The sequence below is a fragment of the Thermotomaculum hydrothermale genome (genome assembly GCF_016592575.1).
Taxonomy (GTDB): Bacteria; Acidobacteriota; Holophagae; order Thermotomaculales; family Thermotomaculaceae; genus Thermotomaculum; species Thermotomaculum hydrothermale.
Genome location: NZ_AP017470.1, coordinates 1,262,501 through 1,278,139 on the forward strand (window position 1 = coordinate 1,262,501; position 15,639 = coordinate 1,278,139).

Here is a 15,639-nt window from a genome sequence, read left to right on the forward strand (position 1 = left end):
GTAAAAAAGTGTATTGTTTTATCAAGCACATCTTTGACAAAATTAAACAAACCTGTTTTTCTATAGGCGCCTCTTTCTTCAGGGTAACTCCACCACACAACCACTGCTCTTCCCCTTATGTACTCCCGTGGGACAAACCCCCAGAATCTGCTATCATCACTATTATCTCTATTATCCCCCATAGCAAAGTAATACCCTTTTGGTATTCTAACAGGCCCAAAATTATCCCTGACTTTTAAAGGTCCGTCTCTATAAATATTGTATTTATCTTTAAAAACAACATAAGGCTCGTCGAGTTTTTCCCCGTTAATATAAACCTGCTTATCTTTTATTTCTAAAATGTCTCCAGGCAACCCTATAGCCCTTTTTATAAAATCTATATCTGTGTTTTCAGGAGACCTGAATACTATCACATCTCCCCTTTTAATATCCCTTTGGGGAAAAACCTTCTTTTCCCATGCAAAACTAACCGGACCAAATATAAATTTATTTACTGCTAAATGATCTCCTATCAATAAAGTATCTTCCATAGAAGAAGTTGGAATTTTAAAATTTTGAAATACAAATGTTTTAGCAAAGGTAACCGCAAGAATTCCTATTAGTATAGTCTCAAAATAATCCCTTAATTCACTTTTCTTAAATTGAAGCATAAATTAAATTATCCTTATTCTATATTAAAATAGTTATAGAGGTTTGTTATTTTAAAAATACTTTCCACATTTTTATGCAACTCAGTAAAAATTATCTTTTTCCCCAACTCTTCCGCTCTTTTATGAAGAGCAACAAGTGCTCCCAATCCAACAGATGTGATAAAATCACAATCCTTTAAATTTATTTCTATTGTTTTAAAATTAGGGTCTTCAAGGAAAGGCTCAACTTTATTCTTTAGTATGTCATTACCTATCGTGTCTATTTTACCTTTTACTAAAACAGTGACATACCCTTTTAAACTGTCGGCATTTTCTTCTACATATAACATACTACCTCTCCTAATTTCTTTATTCTTAAAATATTATACAATACTTTTGTTGACAACAAAATTTATTTTACATTATACTTAAATATATCAAAAAAAGGTGTATATATGGCAAAAGAACGAAAAAAAATAGGTCAAATATTAATTGAAGCTGGATTAATAACTCAAAAACAACTTGAAGAAGCCTTAACTTACTCAAAAAAACACAATTTAAGGCTGGGAGAGGCATTAATTCAATTAAATTTTGTAAGTGAAGAGGATATTTTAAAGGCTATTAGCCAGCAATTAAATATCCCCTATCTTGAAGTGGGCAATATGCTTTTTGACCCAGAGGTGGTAGGAATTCTCCCTGAAAACTTCTGTAAACGAAACAAAGTAATCCCACTTTTTCTTGTTGATGATACCCTGACTGTTGCAGTTGCAGACCCTTTAAACATTTATTTAATTGATGATATTGCATCAATGACCGGGAAAAAGGTTAATGTAGTGGTAAGCAGTGAAAGAGAAATTGAACAGGCGTTAGAGCATCTTTATGCAAAAACAGAACTGGAAGTTTTAAATCAGGAAGTAGAGGGGGCAGAAAGTGATTTGCTGGACAAACCAGTTATCAAACTGGTCAACAATATTTTAATGCAAGCATCTCAAAAGGAAGCCAGTGACATACATATAGAGCCAGGGAAAGCAAGATTAAGGGTAAGATACAGGATTGATGGAGTTTTAAGAGAACAGGATTTCAACATTCCCTCGTCACTTGCATCTGCAGTAATATCAAGGATAAAGATACTTTCCAATATGGATATAGCAGAAAAAAGAACACCTCAGGATGGAAGAATCCAGCTAAAATTAGGGACAAAAGATTACGATATCAGGGTATCTACCCTTCCCACCATATATGGTGAAAAAATAGTTATGAGATTGCTTGATAAATCATCTGCATCAGTTGACTTGCATTCTTTAGGCTTAAATAAACAGCATTTAGAGATAATTAAAAAATTATTAAAGCAACCTAACGGCATTATTCTGGTAACCGGACCAACAGGAAGCGGGAAAACAACAACCCTGTATTCTTGTTTAAAAGAGTTAAATTCAGAAGATAAAAACATAATTACTGTTGAAGACCCTGTAGAATATCAATTTGACAATATTAACCAGGTGCAGGTTAATCCACAGGCTGGTATTACTTTTGCAAACGGATTGAGGGCTATCCTCAGACAGGACCCGGATATTATTATGGTTGGAGAGATCAGGGATAGGGAAACTGCAGAGATTGCAGTTCAAGCAGCACTAACAGGACACCTTGTATTATCAACTATTCATACTAATGACGCATCTTCCACAATTTCAAGACTGGTTGAAATGGAAATAGAACCCTTTTTGTTAGCATCATCAATAAGAGCAATTATCGGGCAAAGACTTGTAAGAAAGATTTGCCCCAATTGCCAAACAAAATACAATGCAAGAGACGATGAAAAAATAGTTTTAGGCTATCCCCTTGATAAACCATTAGTATTAAAAAAAGGTAAAGGATGCTCCTTTTGTTCAAATACCGGGTATAAAGGAAGAACGGGTATTTATGAGATTTTAGTTATAAATAGTGAAATAAGAAAAATGATTGTAGAGAAAAAAACACCAGATGAGATTATTCAAAAAGCAAAATTATCCGGATACAAGACAATGCAACAGGATGGATTCCAGAAAGTTTTGGATGGAATTACAACTTTGGAAGAAGTTTTGAGAGTAACAAGGATAACAGAGTAAAATGGCTAAATTCTTTGTAAAAGCAAGGGATGAATTTGGGAATCTTATAGAAAACACCTATGAAGCCGAAACAGAAAAACAACTTTATGAAAAATTAAATTCATTAAATTACATTCCTATTAAAATTCAGGAAATTAAAAAAAGTGGGATTTTAAGTCTACACATTTTCCCGGAAAAAATAACCATTACCGAGCAAATACTTTTCTTCCGGCAATTGGCAACATTGATTGATGCGGGAGTCCCTCTAATTCAATCTTTAGAAATTATTAGAAAACAATTGACAAATGAAAAATTTGAAAAAGCCATTGCAAATGTAAAAGAAAAAATTGAAGAAGGCCTATCTCTGTCTGAAGCAATGAGCCTATACCCTGATATTTTTACGAGAATGCAAATTAATATGGTTTTAGTGGCTGAAGAAGGAGGTGTTTTACCTGAGATTTTAGACAGAATAGCACTAATCTTAGAAAATGAAAAAGAAACAAAAGAAAAAATAAAAACAGCAACAAGGTATCCAAAATTAGTCATTACAGCCTTATCGATTGCATTTTTAATTTTAATGTGGTTTGTGGTTCCACAATTTCAAAAAGTGTACGGGAAATTCGGGAAAAAATTGCCATTACCTACGAGAATGCTTTTTGGAATCTATATGTTTTTGAAAAATTACTGGTGGCTTTTAATTCTAATTATTCTTTTACTCTACCTGCTTTTTAGAAAATGGGTTAATACAGAAAAAGGGAGGCGGAAGTTTGATAAGTTTAAACTAAAAATATATATTTTTGGCCCTTTGTTTTTAAAGATATATTTAGAGAGATTTACAAGAGTGCTTTCTTTAATGATTCAATCCGGAGTGCCTATTGTTCAGGCTCTTGATATCGTTGCAGGTGTTACCAACAATGTTGTTATTGAAAATGCTATAATCCAGGTAAAAAATGCTATCCTTGAGGGCAAAACCCTTGCCGAACCAATGGAAGCAAGTAAATACTTCACAGATATGGTTGTCCAGATGGTTACAATAGGGGAAAACACAGGAAAACTTGATTATATGCTAATGAAAGTGGCAAACTACTACGAAAAAGAAGTGGATTATACAATAAAAAATTTATCAACATTAATTGAACCTATCCTCATTGCAGGACTGGCTGTAATTGTGCTATTCTTTGCTCTGGCAATTTATTTGCCTATGTGGAATATGATGAGTTTGTTTAAGTAGAGGAAAATATAAATGAATAAAAAATTAAATATTTATATAAATTATCTTATTTTTTTAGTTGCAATAATAATTTGTTATTTCAATGTCATAAAAAATCCTCAAATATACTATGACGATTTTATTAATGTTTTTAACTATAATTTATTAGGAAATGGATTTAACATTCATTCATTGATTAACGCAATAACCTTTCACCAGGGTGGATACAGGCCTCTCTCATATTTAAGTTTCTATTTAAACCATTACATTTTTAACGGACAACTTCACTCATTTATTATAATTAATGTGCTTATTCATTTTTTTAACACCATGATTTTTTACCATATTGCCCTCAAATTAACTAAAAATAAAGAAATCTCTTTTTTTTCTGCACTCTTTTGGGCAGTATCCCCAGTTAATCTTTTTGGTGTAACTTATATTGTTCAGAGAATGACTTCTTTAATGGCTTTCTTTGGGGGGATAGGCACTCTCTATTATTTAAAATGGGAAGAAAACAGGGAATTTAAAAACTTAGTTTTAGCAATTTTTTTTGTAATTCTGTCTACTCTTTCAAAAGAAAGTGGAATACTTTTTATAGGCTTTTTTTTACTCCATTATTATCTGAAAAACGGAAGCAAAAAAGACATAATCGTGGTTTATATAACAGGTGGTTTATTTTTAATCTTCCTGTACTTTTTTAGCAAGAATTTTTTTGCAGTTACATTTATAAGGAGAGGATTTTCCCCTTTTGAAAGATTCTTCACAGAATTAAGGATATTAATTTTATACATTCAAAATATTTTCTTGCCTCTTCAAAATAAAATTTACTTATTTGCCGATATTATTCATTCAAAAAGTTTATTTACTCCTATTTCAACTTTGTTTTCTTTAATTTTATTATTAGCATTAGTTTTGATCTCATATTTAGCAATAAATAAAGACAAAATTATTGCACTTGGAATATTGAGTTTTTTCCTTTTCCACAGTATTGAATCCACCTTTTTACCTTTATACTTTATGTTTTTTCATAGAAATTACATTGCATCTTTTTTCATAATACTTGCTTTTATCAAATTATTATCATATTTAAAACCAAAATTTAGAAATGTAATTGTAATTATTTTAATTGTAAATGCAATGTGGGTAACAGTTGTTCACAATATGAAATGGACATTCAAGCCATACTATACTAAAAAGAATTATGAAAGCTATAAAAATAGTATCGTTGCAAAAACAAACTATGCTCTTGAATTAGAAAAAGAGGGGAAGCTGAAAGATGCTTTAAATTTGTATCTAAAACTTTTAAAAACGCCTAATAGAACTGTCCCCTTTCTTGGGACTGTACGTATTTTAAAAAAACTTGGATTTAATAAAGAGGTTATAGCAATTGGAAAGCTATATCCTCATAAGGAATTTGCATTGTTGAAGCTAATGGCTCAAGCTTACGCTGATATAAACAACATATCTAAAGCTAAAAAATATTTCCAAAAATCCCTTTCAGACTATTTCACACCAAAGAATTTTCTAACCTATATTGCTTTTCTCTATGAAAATAGATTGTATGATGAGGTAATATTTGAGACAGAAAAATTTCTTCCACAATTAGAAAAATTTACAACAAATAATATTTTATTTGACAAAATTTACAATAATAAGAATATTAATACCAAAATATTTCTATTAAATATTGATTGCAAAATCAGGCTTAATCTTCCAATAAACAAAGACATAACCCTATTAAAAAAATCTGGAATTTATAATAAAAAAATTGAAAATTTAATAAACGCAATAAAAGATATAAAAAATCAAAATTATATCAAAGCGTTAAAGGAGCTAAATTCCATAAAAATTGCAAATATTTATAATGATTTAGAATTTTTTATTTTTGTAAAAAAAATTGCTTTAACCCTATGCATTTATGACAGAACAGGAGAGGATTACAAATTCAAACAACTGATTAAAAAATACTCAAAAAATAATGTGATTTATAACAATTTATGGAAAGAACTCGACAATTGTTATTGACAAAATTGAGAAAAATGTTATATTTTCTAACAGAATTTTAATTTAGGAGGGAAAAATGAAGAAAAACAAAGGTTTTACACTTATTGAACTGGTTATGGTTATTGTTATCCTTGGTATATTAGCAGCTGTTGCTATGCCTAAATATCAGGATATGAGAGAGGAAGCATTAAGAGCTTCTGCAAAGGCAACTATAAGCAATATTAGATCCGCAATTGCGATCTTTTATGCTAAAAGTGCTTTAAACGGAACACCAGTATTTCCAACTACTGCTGAATTAACTGCTACTGGTCAACAGTCACTTTTTGTTGAAAGAGAACTTCCAAAATCACCTATCGACAACTCAAATTCTGTAACTGAAGTCAATTCAGATCCTGTCACATGCAGTGATGTTACTGCAGCTGATGGATATTTATACAATCCAAGCACAGGTGAAATAAGATACAATAATAGTGATGACGATGGCGCTGGCACTCAATGGTGTGCATACTAATTTTTAATGGAGCATAGTTGGTACAAATAAATACTCAAACAAGAGAAGTTCTATTAAAAATAGTTTATTACGGTCCTGGATTATCCGGGAAAACTACAAATCTTCAAAAGCTTCACGAATTAGTTAATCAAATACAATATACGGAACTGTTCTCCATCAACACGATGGAGGACAGGACCCTTTTTTTTGACTTAATGCCTTTTGAAATAGAGGCATTAAACAGAAAGATAAAGTTTCAGGTGTACACTGTCCCTGGACAGGTACACTATGACTCAACAAGGAGAATAATACTCGCCGGAGCAGACGGTGTTGTTTTTGTCGCAGACTCACAAAAATCAAAACTTCAAGAAAATGTCCAGAGTTTAAACAATCTACATGTAAATTTAAGAGCAAATAGACTTGACATAAAAACAATACCCCTTGTTTTACAGTACAATAAGCGGGATTTAGTTGATATATCAAGTGTTGAGGAACTTGAAAACAAACTAAATTTCAGAAAAGTTCCAAGTTTTAAAGCAATTGCAATAGAAGGGACAGGGGTGCTTGAAACCTTTGAAGCAATAGCAATTGAAACCTTCAAAAACTTTGCTGAAAAACACAAGGTTGTCTCTGAAAAAGAGTTGCCTGAAATTATTCTAAAAATAAAAAATGAGGTTTCAAAACTAAAATCTTATGTTAAACCAAAAAATAAAAAAATAGACCCCACTGATAGGCTTCTTAAAATGATTTACCAAAATAAAGGGGGAAAAATTAAAGACGAAGAAGATATTCTTAAATCAGCCCTTAATACCACAACAAAAACCGCTGAAAAATTAGCAGAAGTTAACATACTAAAAAATAAGCTTGAAAACAAGAATAAGCAATTAGAAAGGCTACTTAAAGAAAACGAGTACATGAAAAAATTTCTTGAATCTCTTTTCCAGAATGCTGGCGTACCTATTTTAACCTTTAATTTAAAAGGGAAAATTACAAACTGGAATAACTCAGCCGAAAAACATTTTAAATACACGGTAAAAGAAGCAAAAAGTATGTCTTTTATTGAATTAATACCAAAAGAAAATCTTTTGCAAATACAAAATATCCTGAAAAAAGTTGTATCTGAAAAACAAACCCAAAATATAAAAACAACTCTAAAAGACAGAGAAAATAAAGTTTTGCCTGCTAATGTAGTCTTTTCGCCAATAACAATTGATGACAATAAAAAAACAGTCGCAATAACAATGATAATTTTCCCTGAATAAAAAGAAAAATCTTTAATATTCTGATAAAATTAACCTGTATGAATAAAAGTGAATTTAGTAAAAAGTATATAAATTTTGTGTTCAAACATAAGAAAACATTAGCTTTTATTGTCTTATTTTTTACATTTTTTATGCTTTATCTTTCATCAAAGATTGAATACACAACAAGAATAGTTGACTTGCTTCCTTCTTCAAATAAAAAAGTGAAAAATTACCTTTACACAATTGAAAATATAGGGCTAACTAATAGCATAGTAGTCGCTGTATCAAGAAAAGATGGAGAAAGTGACCCTGAAAATATTGAACTTTATTCAGAAATATTTATTGATAATCTTAAATCAAATCCAGAATTTAAAACTTACTTCAATGGAATTGATGCAAATATTGAAACTAAACTAAACATGGTGTTTACTCCATTTTTCCTGAAAAATCTCTGGGTTATTATTCCAAACAACAAGTTAAGTAACTTTATAAACATTTTTAAATACCAAAAGATGAAAGAAATAATTGAAAAGGATAAAATGCTTATACAAACAGGAAGCGGATTAGAGACATTTATAAAAAAAGACCCGCTGAATATTCTGTCTTTTCTCAAATCTTATTCAAAAGAAATGACAGGTAAGCTAAAAATTTCCCTTGTAGATGGCTATTACTTTTCTAAAGACAAATCACTCCAAATATTTTTTGTAAAAACAAAAGGACATGCTGACAACATTAAATACACAACAGGGGCGATGAACCTGCTTTTCAAAACTATAAAAAAAACCAACAAAGACTTTCAGGATGAAGTTGAAAACCCTTCTTTAAAGATAAGTGTTAACTTTACAGGCCCTCATGCAATTACCTTTTACGACAAAGATGTTGCACAGAATGATATGTTCTCATCTTTATATCTTTCATTCATTCTTGTACTTTTAATATTTATTTTAGGATTTAAAAACCCATTTTCAATTTTTTACGCTGCAGTACCATTAATTGTAGGAGAAGTATGGACTTTTGGACTCACCTATCTTTTAATAGGGAAACTCAATATTCTTACCTCAATTGTTGGTGCAATTCTTGTTGGATTGGGAATAGATTTTTCAATACACATTTACTCAAGGTTTTTAGAAGAAGAATTAAAAAACAAGGATTTACGCAGTTCTCTTGTAAAAACAATTGAGGAAACAGGCTTTGCCACAATTGCAGGGGGGCTAACAACAGCTGCAGCATTCTCATCAATGTTTTTCTCAAATTTCAAAGGGTTAAGAGAATTTGGAATTGTGGCTTCTTTAGGGATAGTATCCACTTTATTTGCATGCCTGTTAATTATCCCTTTAACCCTCTCTTTCAGGAAAAATGTTTACAAGCCCAAAAAAATATCAGGATTTGGAACAAAATTCTTTCACAAAATAGTGGATGAGCATCCAAAAAAAATAGTAATTTTATCAATTCTATTTGTTATATTTTTCCTTATTTTTGCTTTAAGGCTTGAATTTGCCACAAGTTTAAGAGATTTAAGAAGCAGAACAAACCCTGCCTTACAAACCCAGACTTTTCTAACAAAAAAATTAGGTGGTTCATTGAGACCCCTCATTGTGGTGTTAAAAGGCAAAAATCAAAATGAGATTGAAAATCAGTTTGAAGTTTTAACAAAGTCATTAAAAAACAAAAAAATCTCAAAGATTGAATCAATATTTTCATTTATCCCCCCATTAAACGAGCAAATGAAAAATATTGAATACCTCAACAATACAGAAAAACCCAAAAACATTTCTGAAAACTTCTTAAAACTCCTTGATAAAGAAGGATTTGCAATTACCGATTACCATAAAAAATACATAAATTCTATTGAATCAGGGCTTGACAACCTCAGCCCTCTTACATTTAACAAGCTGGTCAATTCAAAAATTTATCCCCTTCTTAAAAACTACATAAGGTATTCAAAAGAAAAAAAAGAGTATGAAATTATAGTGAAAATATACCCTGAGTTAGGATTATGGCACAAAAAATTTACTTCCGACATTGTTAAGACAGTTGAAAAAGTGTTTAAAGAAACAGGAAATAACCAGGACTTTATTACAGGAATTGATGTTGTAATCAACGAGATTAGAAAACTTGTAAAAGAGAACTTTGTGTTTTCAAGTTTGCTTTCTTTATTTCTTGTATTCCTTATTGTCTATCTCCATTTCAGAAATATATATCATTCTCTACTTTCATTTATTCCCCTTTTATCAGGAATTATTGTAATGCTTGGAGCATTGAAACTTTCAGGAGACAACATATCAATGTACAACTTTATTGCAACCCCTATGATTATAGGAATTGGAATTGACAGTGGAATACACATACTAAGCAGGGTTTTAAACTCAAAAGACTACAACATTGCAGAAGCTGTAATTCACACAGGAAAGGCTATTACCTTCACCTCTTTAACAACTATAATTGGCTTTGGTTCACTTTTTATAAGCCACTTTGAAGGATTTAAAAGTTTAGGCCTTTCAACTATTTTTGGTGTTACAGCTTGCTGGATAGCATCAATTATTTTCTTCCCTGCAATGCTGAAACTGATTTTTAAGGGGAAAAATAATGATTTGCACAGATAAAATCAAAAAGATTCATCTTACAGGAATCTGTGGAACAGCAATGGGAAACATAGCAGTTGGCTTAAAGAATTCAGGTTACGAAATTACAGGTTCAGACAGCGGAGTTTATCCACCTATGAGTGACTTTTTAAAAGAAAACGGGATTGAAATTTTTGAATACTCTGAAGAAAATGTAAAAAACAAAGATTTAGTAATTATCGGTAACGCTATTCCAAGGGGGAATGTTGAAGTTGAGTTTGTGCTTGATAACAAAATTCCTTTTACTTCACTTCCAGAAGCTGTTAATTCCTTTTTTGTAAAAAACAAGAAATTAATTATGGTAACTGGAACCCACGGCAAAACAACCACAACATCTCTAATTGCATTCATACTTGAATACTGTGGATTAAACCCTTCATTTTTAATTGGAGGAATAGTTCCTCAGTTGAAAAGCGGATTTAAGTATTCTGAAGAATCAAAGTACTTTGTACTTGAAGGAGACGAATACGATACAGCCTTTTTTGACAAAACAAGCAAATTTTTAAAATTCACACCAGACTTTCTTGTTATAAATTATCTTGAATTTGACCACGGGGATATATTTGACAGTTTAAAGGATATAAAGAAATCGTTTATTCACCTTTTAAAAAAATGTCCTAAAAACTCGACTGTGTTTTTAAATAACGACCATAAAACAACACTTTCATTAAAGGATTACTCCTTTTCAAAGATAAAACTCTTTGGCTTCAAAAAAAACTCAGACTTTAAAGTAAAATACGCTGGATTTAAAAACGGAAAATCAATTTACAAAATTAAAACAGAATCAAATGAATATACACTATCCTCTTACCTTCACGGCAAACACAATGCAAGAAATTTAACAGCGGCATTTTCCGTGTGTTACAGTTTAGGGTTACAGCCTGAAAAGATAATTGAAGCAATTGAAAGCTTTTACGGGGTAAGCAGAAGGTTTGAAACTTATTATGAAAATGAAAAAAAGGGAATTACTGTTATTCAGGATTTTGCGCATCACCCAACCGCATTTGAATACACAATAAAAACAGCGAAAAAACTTTACCCGAACAAAAAAATAATCGCAATAATTGAACCTGCAACAAATACAATGAGAAGCGGTAAATTTGGAAAAAAACTAAAAAATTCTGTTAAACAGGCGGATTTAACTATTTTTCTTCCTGTACCGTCAAAAAAAAGGCATTCTGTCAAAGACAATTTTACTCCACCTGAAGGAGAAAATATCGTAAACTTAAATAACAAAAAGGATTTTGAGGAATTTTTAGGAAAGGGAAATTTTGAAAATTCTGTTTTTCTTTTTATGTCAAACGGTGCACCGTGGGGTTATATGAAAATGGTTAAGAAATTTTATCAAGGTGAATAAATGGCTGAGTATAGTTTTGTTTTAAAAAAATACTTTGTTGCTTCACACATACATAATGGAGAGGATATACACGGACACAATTTTTACTGCATAGGGGAGTTTGAGTTAGACAAGGTTGAAAAGGTAAAAAAGGAATTTGATAAAACCTTAAAACTTTTAGATTACAGAATTCTAAACGAAATTGATTTCTTCAAAGAAAAAACTCCTTCAACAGAAAACATAGCCCTTTTTATTTACCAAAACCTTAAAGACAAAATAAAAGTAAAAAAGATTGAAGTATTTGAGACTGTTAACTTTAGCGGAGGGGTTAAGTAATGGCAATTCTCCTTTTAAAATTTCTTATAATTTCCATAATTATCACATTTGCAGGCTACAAACTAACAGTATCTGGAGACAGAATTGGAGATGAAACTGGATTTGGCTCAAACATGGTTGGCTTTATTTTGCTTGCGTCAATAACATCCTTACCTGAATTGGTAACTGCAATTTCAGCTGCACATTTAAAAAGCGCAAACCTTGTCTTCGGTAATATGATAGGCTCAAATATATTCAATATGGTTGTAATAGCAATCGTTGTGGTGCTTGGCTCAAGAAAAATGCATGAAGCAAAAAGTGAAAACATCTTCAACGCATCAATGGGGCTTTTCATAGTTGCCCTTGCAGGGATTTTAACCTTTTTAAAGCTTAAAATTTCAGGAGTAATACTGGGAATTTTTTACATTGCCATTATTTATCTTTCCTTCAAATTTGAAAACAAGCATAATAAAAAAGAAGAAAAAACAAGCCTGAAAATTAAAGAATTATGGAAGGAGTATCTGCTATTTCTATTTCTGTCTGCAATTATCGTTATTTCAGGATACTATTTAACTATAATCTGTGACAAAATGGCAACAACACCATTTAACATAAACTCCAAAACAATTGTTTTAGGCTCAACCTTTGTTGGGCAACTATTTTTAGCAATATCAACCTCCCTTCCAGAGTTAATTGTTTCAATAAGTGCAGTAAAAATAGGAAAGATTGATATGGCTTATGCCAATGTCTTTGGAAGCAATATATTCAACATATTTATTTTAGGGATATCCTCTTTTTTCTATCCGGGAAATATGTTTGCAAGCGTCTCCCCGTCAATTCTCTTTTCAATCCTTATCTTCTTTATCCTTGTTTCAATAACAATAGGTTCGTTAAAGTATAGAATTAAGTCAAAATTTAGAATAGACGCATACCTTCTTATTCTCTTTTACCTATTAAACCTTTACTATATTTTCAGTAAGTGATTTACAAAGAAACAACAGTTGCTGCGTCGTTAGAATCAGATTCAATCTTTTTAACAAATGGAAGCTTTGCAAGATAGCTTCTTATCCCGCTTTTTAGCCTTCCAGTTCCATGCCCGTGTACAATTCTTACCTTTTCAAAGCCCTCAAGCATAGCCCTGTCCAATTCCTTTTCAATAATGTCTATTGCCTCGTCAACCCTCTTCCCAATCAGGTTTAATTCAAGGGGAAACATCTGCTCTTTTGCCCCAGTTCTTATTTTAACTTGAGAATTCTTTTTAACTTTTTCCTGAACAACCTCAACATCCCCTTTACTTACCCACATCTTTTTACCTTCACTAACTATCAGCAACTTGTTTCCGCTTACCTCTTCCACAATCCCTTTTATTCCAAAAAAAGAGTGTTTAACCATATAGCCTTTTTTAATCTCTTTTTTCTTTTTCTCTTTTTCTTTAACCTCAATCTTTTTCACAAAATCCTGTTTAAACCTATCAATAGCCTTATCTTCAAATTGTTCCGCCTTCTTTCTCAACTCACCCTTAATCCCGTGGAGAAGTTTTTCCTTTTCCTTCCTGTAATCAGAAATAAAATTCTCAAAATCTCTCTTTATCTCTTTTTCAAGCTCAAATTTCAATTTTTCAAGCTTCTTTTCCCTCTCTAAAATCCTCTCTTCTTTCTCCTTAACCTTTTTGCTTCTGCCTTCAATATCTTTTAACATTTCCTCGTATCTTTTCACCTTTTCAGACAAAACAGAAATCAACTGAGAATAATCCCTGTTTGCCTTTTTTGAATACTCTTTTGCATTCTCTAAGAAATCTTCAGGAAGGCCTAATTTTACAGCAATATCTATCGCATGGCTTAAACCAGGCACATCGTAAATTAACCTATAAGTTGGGGTTAAGGTTTCAACATCAAAGTCAACGCTTGCAAGCCTTACTTTATCAAATTCAAAGGCTAAAGCTGAAACATCCTGATGATGAGTTGTAACAATTGCAAATGATTTTCTCTTTATCAACCCTAACACAACAGCCCTTGCAATTGCCGCCCCGTCTGTCGGCTCTGTTCCTGTTCCCAATTCATCAATTAAAACAAGGCTTGAGTCATTTGCCCTGTTTAAAATAAGCTTAATCCTTGTCAAATGTGAAGAAAAGGTTGATAAAGATTGAGCAATATCCTGCCTGTCTCCAATATCAGTTAATATATCTGAAAAGGGAGTAAAATAACTTCCATCTTCAACCGGTACAGGAATTATGCACTGGGACATTAAAATTAAAAGCCCTGCCATTTTAAGAAAAACAGTTTTACCCCCTGTGTTTGAGCCTGAAACAACTAAAATTCTTTTTTCAGGGGTTAAAATTACATCATTCTTTACAACCTTCTGACCTGAAAACAAAAGCAAGGGATGTGCAGCCTGCTTAAAAAAAACATCTCCGCTACCCTTAACCACAGGCACAGTCAGGTTATACTGTTTCATAAACCTGTACCTTGCATTTAAACTGTCAAAATACTCAATAACCTTATCTGCAATTTGAAAGGTATCTTTATTCTCTAAAATTACCTTTGTTAACTCTCTTAAAATCCTGCCTTTCTCTTCCTCAATCTTTCCTTTTACCTCAATCAGGCTATTGTTTAAGTCAACAACCTCAATAGGTTCAACATAAGCAGTTGCTCCGCTTGAAGAAAAATCATGAACAAGGCACTCAAGCCTTCCCTTAAAGTTTCTGTTTATAGGAATAACAAATCTATCGTTTCTTGTGGTTATTATTGGCTCAAAAACATAGTCTTTATATTTTTCAAGAATTTTATTAAGCCTCTGCTTTATTGATTTTTCAGCTTTTCTGAAACTTTTATAGAGGGAAGCAAACTCTGGTGTTGCATTTTCCTTGAAACTGCCGTCCTGCTCAAAGGTTTTTTTCACAGCATTTTTAAACTCGGTTAAAAGAACAAAATCCTTAAAATACTCTTTGAATTCATCATACTGGTAAAACCTCTTGTAAAGGGATTCTGCAATTAAATAGTTTTTGTAGAGGGAGATAATTTCTTCTGGTGAAAGTATAAATTGGGGAGAAAAAAAATCTGGCAGGGGAATTATTTTTCCGCCTCCCAGATTAACAGCTTTACCTGATTCAATTACAGAACAAAAAAGAAGGAGCTTTTTTTGCTCCTTCTCAATTTCATCTGGGTTTGTATAAAATTTTAAATTATCAAAAAATTTCAAGCCCTGCTCTGTAAAGCAGTGCTTTTTAACCTGCTTTAAAGCAGATTCAAACTCAAGTTCTTCAAAAACAAAATCAATCACCATTAAGGCGTCTTTCAAGTCTGAGCTTCTTCAACATCTTTTTACGAGCAGCGAGAATCTTTTTCTTCTTTCTTTCACTTGGCTTTTCGTAATGCTGCCTCTTCTTGATTTCAGAAAGAATCCCCACTTTTTCGCATTTTCTCTTAAATCTCTTCAACGCGTTTTCAAAGCTCTCGCCGTCCCTAACCTCTACTGTAATCATTTAGCCTCTCACCCCATTTCCTTTTATATTTAAACAAAAAAAATACACACAGGCTTTATAATTTTAAAACTTTTAAATCATTTTTTCAAGAAAAAATAAGAGAAATATTACATTTTTAAAATCCTGGTAATTATAATATAAAATTGGAAAAAACACCTATGTCGTTTTTTAGGCTTATCCCTTGACTTTATTTTAAGCAAAGAGATAGAATTGATTGGAGAGGAA

At 31.6% G+C, this 15,639-nt stretch carries 13 protein-coding genes (1 of these 13 running past the window's edge); 9 read left to right on the plus strand and 4 right to left on the minus strand.

Annotation, left to right across the window (positions count from 1 at the left end; all coding sequences use genetic code 11):
* Together lepB and TTHT_RS05810 are read right to left on the minus strand one after the other, a co-directional pair.
* Window positions 1-650, minus strand: the 5' portion of a protein-coding gene (gene lepB, locus TTHT_RS05805; RefSeq protein ID WP_201327035.1) for a signal peptidase I. It extends 40 nt beyond the left edge of the window; the window shows 650 of its 690 coding nt (coding positions 1-650); the start codon lies at window positions 648-650; its stop codon lies beyond the left edge, outside the window.
* 14 nt (window positions 651-664) lie between these two features.
* On the minus strand, window positions 665-979 hold the full coding sequence (locus TTHT_RS05810; RefSeq protein ID WP_201327036.1) for an STAS domain-containing protein: 315 nt from the start codon (window positions 977-979) through the stop codon (window positions 665-667).
* Between the two features lie 105 nt (window positions 980-1,084).
* On the opposite strand from TTHT_RS05810, the gene TTHT_RS05815 reads away from it, so the two are divergent.
* Genes TTHT_RS05815 through TTHT_RS05855 form a run of 9 tightly spaced genes read left to right on the plus strand, consistent with a single transcriptional unit; the run spans window position 1,085 to window position 12,916 of the window.
* Window positions 1,085-2,734 (plus strand): GspE/PulE family protein, encoded by a 1,650-nt coding sequence (locus TTHT_RS05815; RefSeq protein WP_201327037.1) that lies wholly within the window; start codon window positions 1,085-1,087, stop codon window positions 2,732-2,734.
* 1 nt (window position 2,735) lies between these two features.
* Complete coding sequence (locus tag TTHT_RS05820; RefSeq protein WP_201327038.1) at window positions 2,736-3,944, plus strand: type II secretion system F family protein; 1,209 nt, start codon at window positions 2,736-2,738, stop codon at window positions 3,942-3,944.
* 12 nt (window positions 3,945-3,956) lie between these two features.
* Window positions 3,957-5,948: a glycosyltransferase family protein gene (locus tag TTHT_RS05825; protein ID WP_201327039.1), complete on the plus strand. Its 1,992-nt coding sequence runs from the start codon at window positions 3,957-3,959 to the stop codon at window positions 5,946-5,948.
* Window positions 5,949-6,003: 55 nt separating this feature from the next.
* Complete coding sequence (locus tag TTHT_RS10990; RefSeq protein WP_201327040.1) at window positions 6,004-6,438, plus strand: type II secretion system protein; 435 nt, start codon at window positions 6,004-6,006, stop codon at window positions 6,436-6,438.
* 17 nt (window positions 6,439-6,455) lie between these two features.
* On the plus strand, window positions 6,456-7,679 hold the full coding sequence (locus TTHT_RS05835; protein WP_201327041.1) for a PAS domain S-box protein: 1,224 nt from the start codon (window positions 6,456-6,458) through the stop codon (window positions 7,677-7,679).
* Window positions 7,680-7,717: 38 nt separating this feature from the next.
* Window positions 7,718-10,264 (plus strand): efflux RND transporter permease subunit, encoded by a 2,547-nt coding sequence (locus TTHT_RS05840; RefSeq protein WP_201327042.1) that lies wholly within the window; start codon window positions 7,718-7,720, stop codon window positions 10,262-10,264.
* Window positions 10,248-11,639: a UDP-N-acetylmuramate--L-alanine ligase gene (locus tag TTHT_RS05845; RefSeq protein WP_201327043.1), complete on the plus strand. Its 1,392-nt coding sequence runs from the start codon at window positions 10,248-10,250 to the stop codon at window positions 11,637-11,639. Before TTHT_RS05840 ends, TTHT_RS05845 begins: the two co-directional genes overlap by 17 nt.
* The gene (locus TTHT_RS05850; RefSeq protein WP_201327044.1) at window positions 11,640-11,954 is read left to right on the plus strand and encodes a 6-carboxytetrahydropterin synthase; all 315 of its coding nucleotides are present in this window, start codon (window positions 11,640-11,642) and stop codon (window positions 11,952-11,954) included. It begins immediately after the preceding gene.
* Entirely contained in the window at window positions 11,954-12,916 is a 963-nt protein-coding gene (locus tag TTHT_RS05855) for a sodium:calcium antiporter (RefSeq protein ID WP_201327045.1), read from the plus strand. Before TTHT_RS05850 ends, TTHT_RS05855 begins: the two co-directional genes overlap by 1 nt.
* A gap of 1 nt (window position 12,917) precedes the next feature.
* Here the strand turns inward: TTHT_RS05855 and TTHT_RS05860 are convergent, their stop codons facing one another.
* Together TTHT_RS05860 and rpsU are read right to left on the minus strand one after the other, a co-directional pair.
* Complete coding sequence (locus TTHT_RS05860) at window positions 12,918-15,230, minus strand: endonuclease MutS2 (protein WP_201327046.1); 2,313 nt, start codon at window positions 15,228-15,230, stop codon at window positions 12,918-12,920.
* Window positions 15,205-15,414: a 30S ribosomal protein S21 gene (rpsU, locus tag TTHT_RS05865; protein ID WP_201327047.1), complete on the minus strand. Its 210-nt coding sequence runs from the start codon at window positions 15,412-15,414 to the stop codon at window positions 15,205-15,207. The genes TTHT_RS05860 and rpsU overlap by 26 nt, the downstream gene beginning before the upstream one ends.
* Window positions 15,415-15,639 lie beyond the last annotated feature (225 nt).

What these genes read in the sequence shown, in the direction of transcription:
- TTHT_RS05825 (WP_201327039.1), top strand. Translation starts at nt 3,957, where the DNA reads ATGAATAAAAAATTAAATATTTATATAAATTATCTTATTTTTTTAGTT.
- TTHT_RS05840 (WP_201327042.1), top strand. Translation starts at nt 7,718, where the DNA reads ATGAATAAAAGTGAATTTAGTAAAAAGTATATAAATTTTGTGTTCAAA.
- TTHT_RS10990 (WP_201327040.1), top strand. Translation starts at nt 6,004, where the DNA reads ATGAAGAAAAACAAAGGTTTTACACTTATTGAACTGGTTATGGTTATT.
- TTHT_RS05810 (WP_201327036.1), bottom strand. Translation starts at nt 979, where the DNA reads ATGTTATATGTAGAAGAAAATGCCGACAGTTTAAAAGGGTATGTCACT.
- TTHT_RS05845 (WP_201327043.1), top strand. Translation starts at nt 10,248, where the DNA reads ATGATTTGCACAGATAAAATCAAAAAGATTCATCTTACAGGAATCTGT.
- TTHT_RS05850 (WP_201327044.1), top strand. Translation starts at nt 11,640, where the DNA reads ATGGCTGAGTATAGTTTTGTTTTAAAAAAATACTTTGTTGCTTCACAC.
- rpsU (WP_201327047.1), bottom strand. Translation starts at nt 15,414, where the DNA reads ATGATTACAGTAGAGGTTAGGGACGGCGAGAGCTTTGAAAACGCGTTG.
- TTHT_RS05855 (WP_201327045.1), top strand. Translation starts at nt 11,954, where the DNA reads ATGGCAATTCTCCTTTTAAAATTTCTTATAATTTCCATAATTATCACA.
- TTHT_RS05815 (WP_201327037.1), top strand. Translation starts at nt 1,085, where the DNA reads ATGGCAAAAGAACGAAAAAAAATAGGTCAAATATTAATTGAAGCTGGA.
- TTHT_RS05820 (WP_201327038.1), top strand. Translation starts at nt 2,736, where the DNA reads ATGGCTAAATTCTTTGTAAAAGCAAGGGATGAATTTGGGAATCTTATA.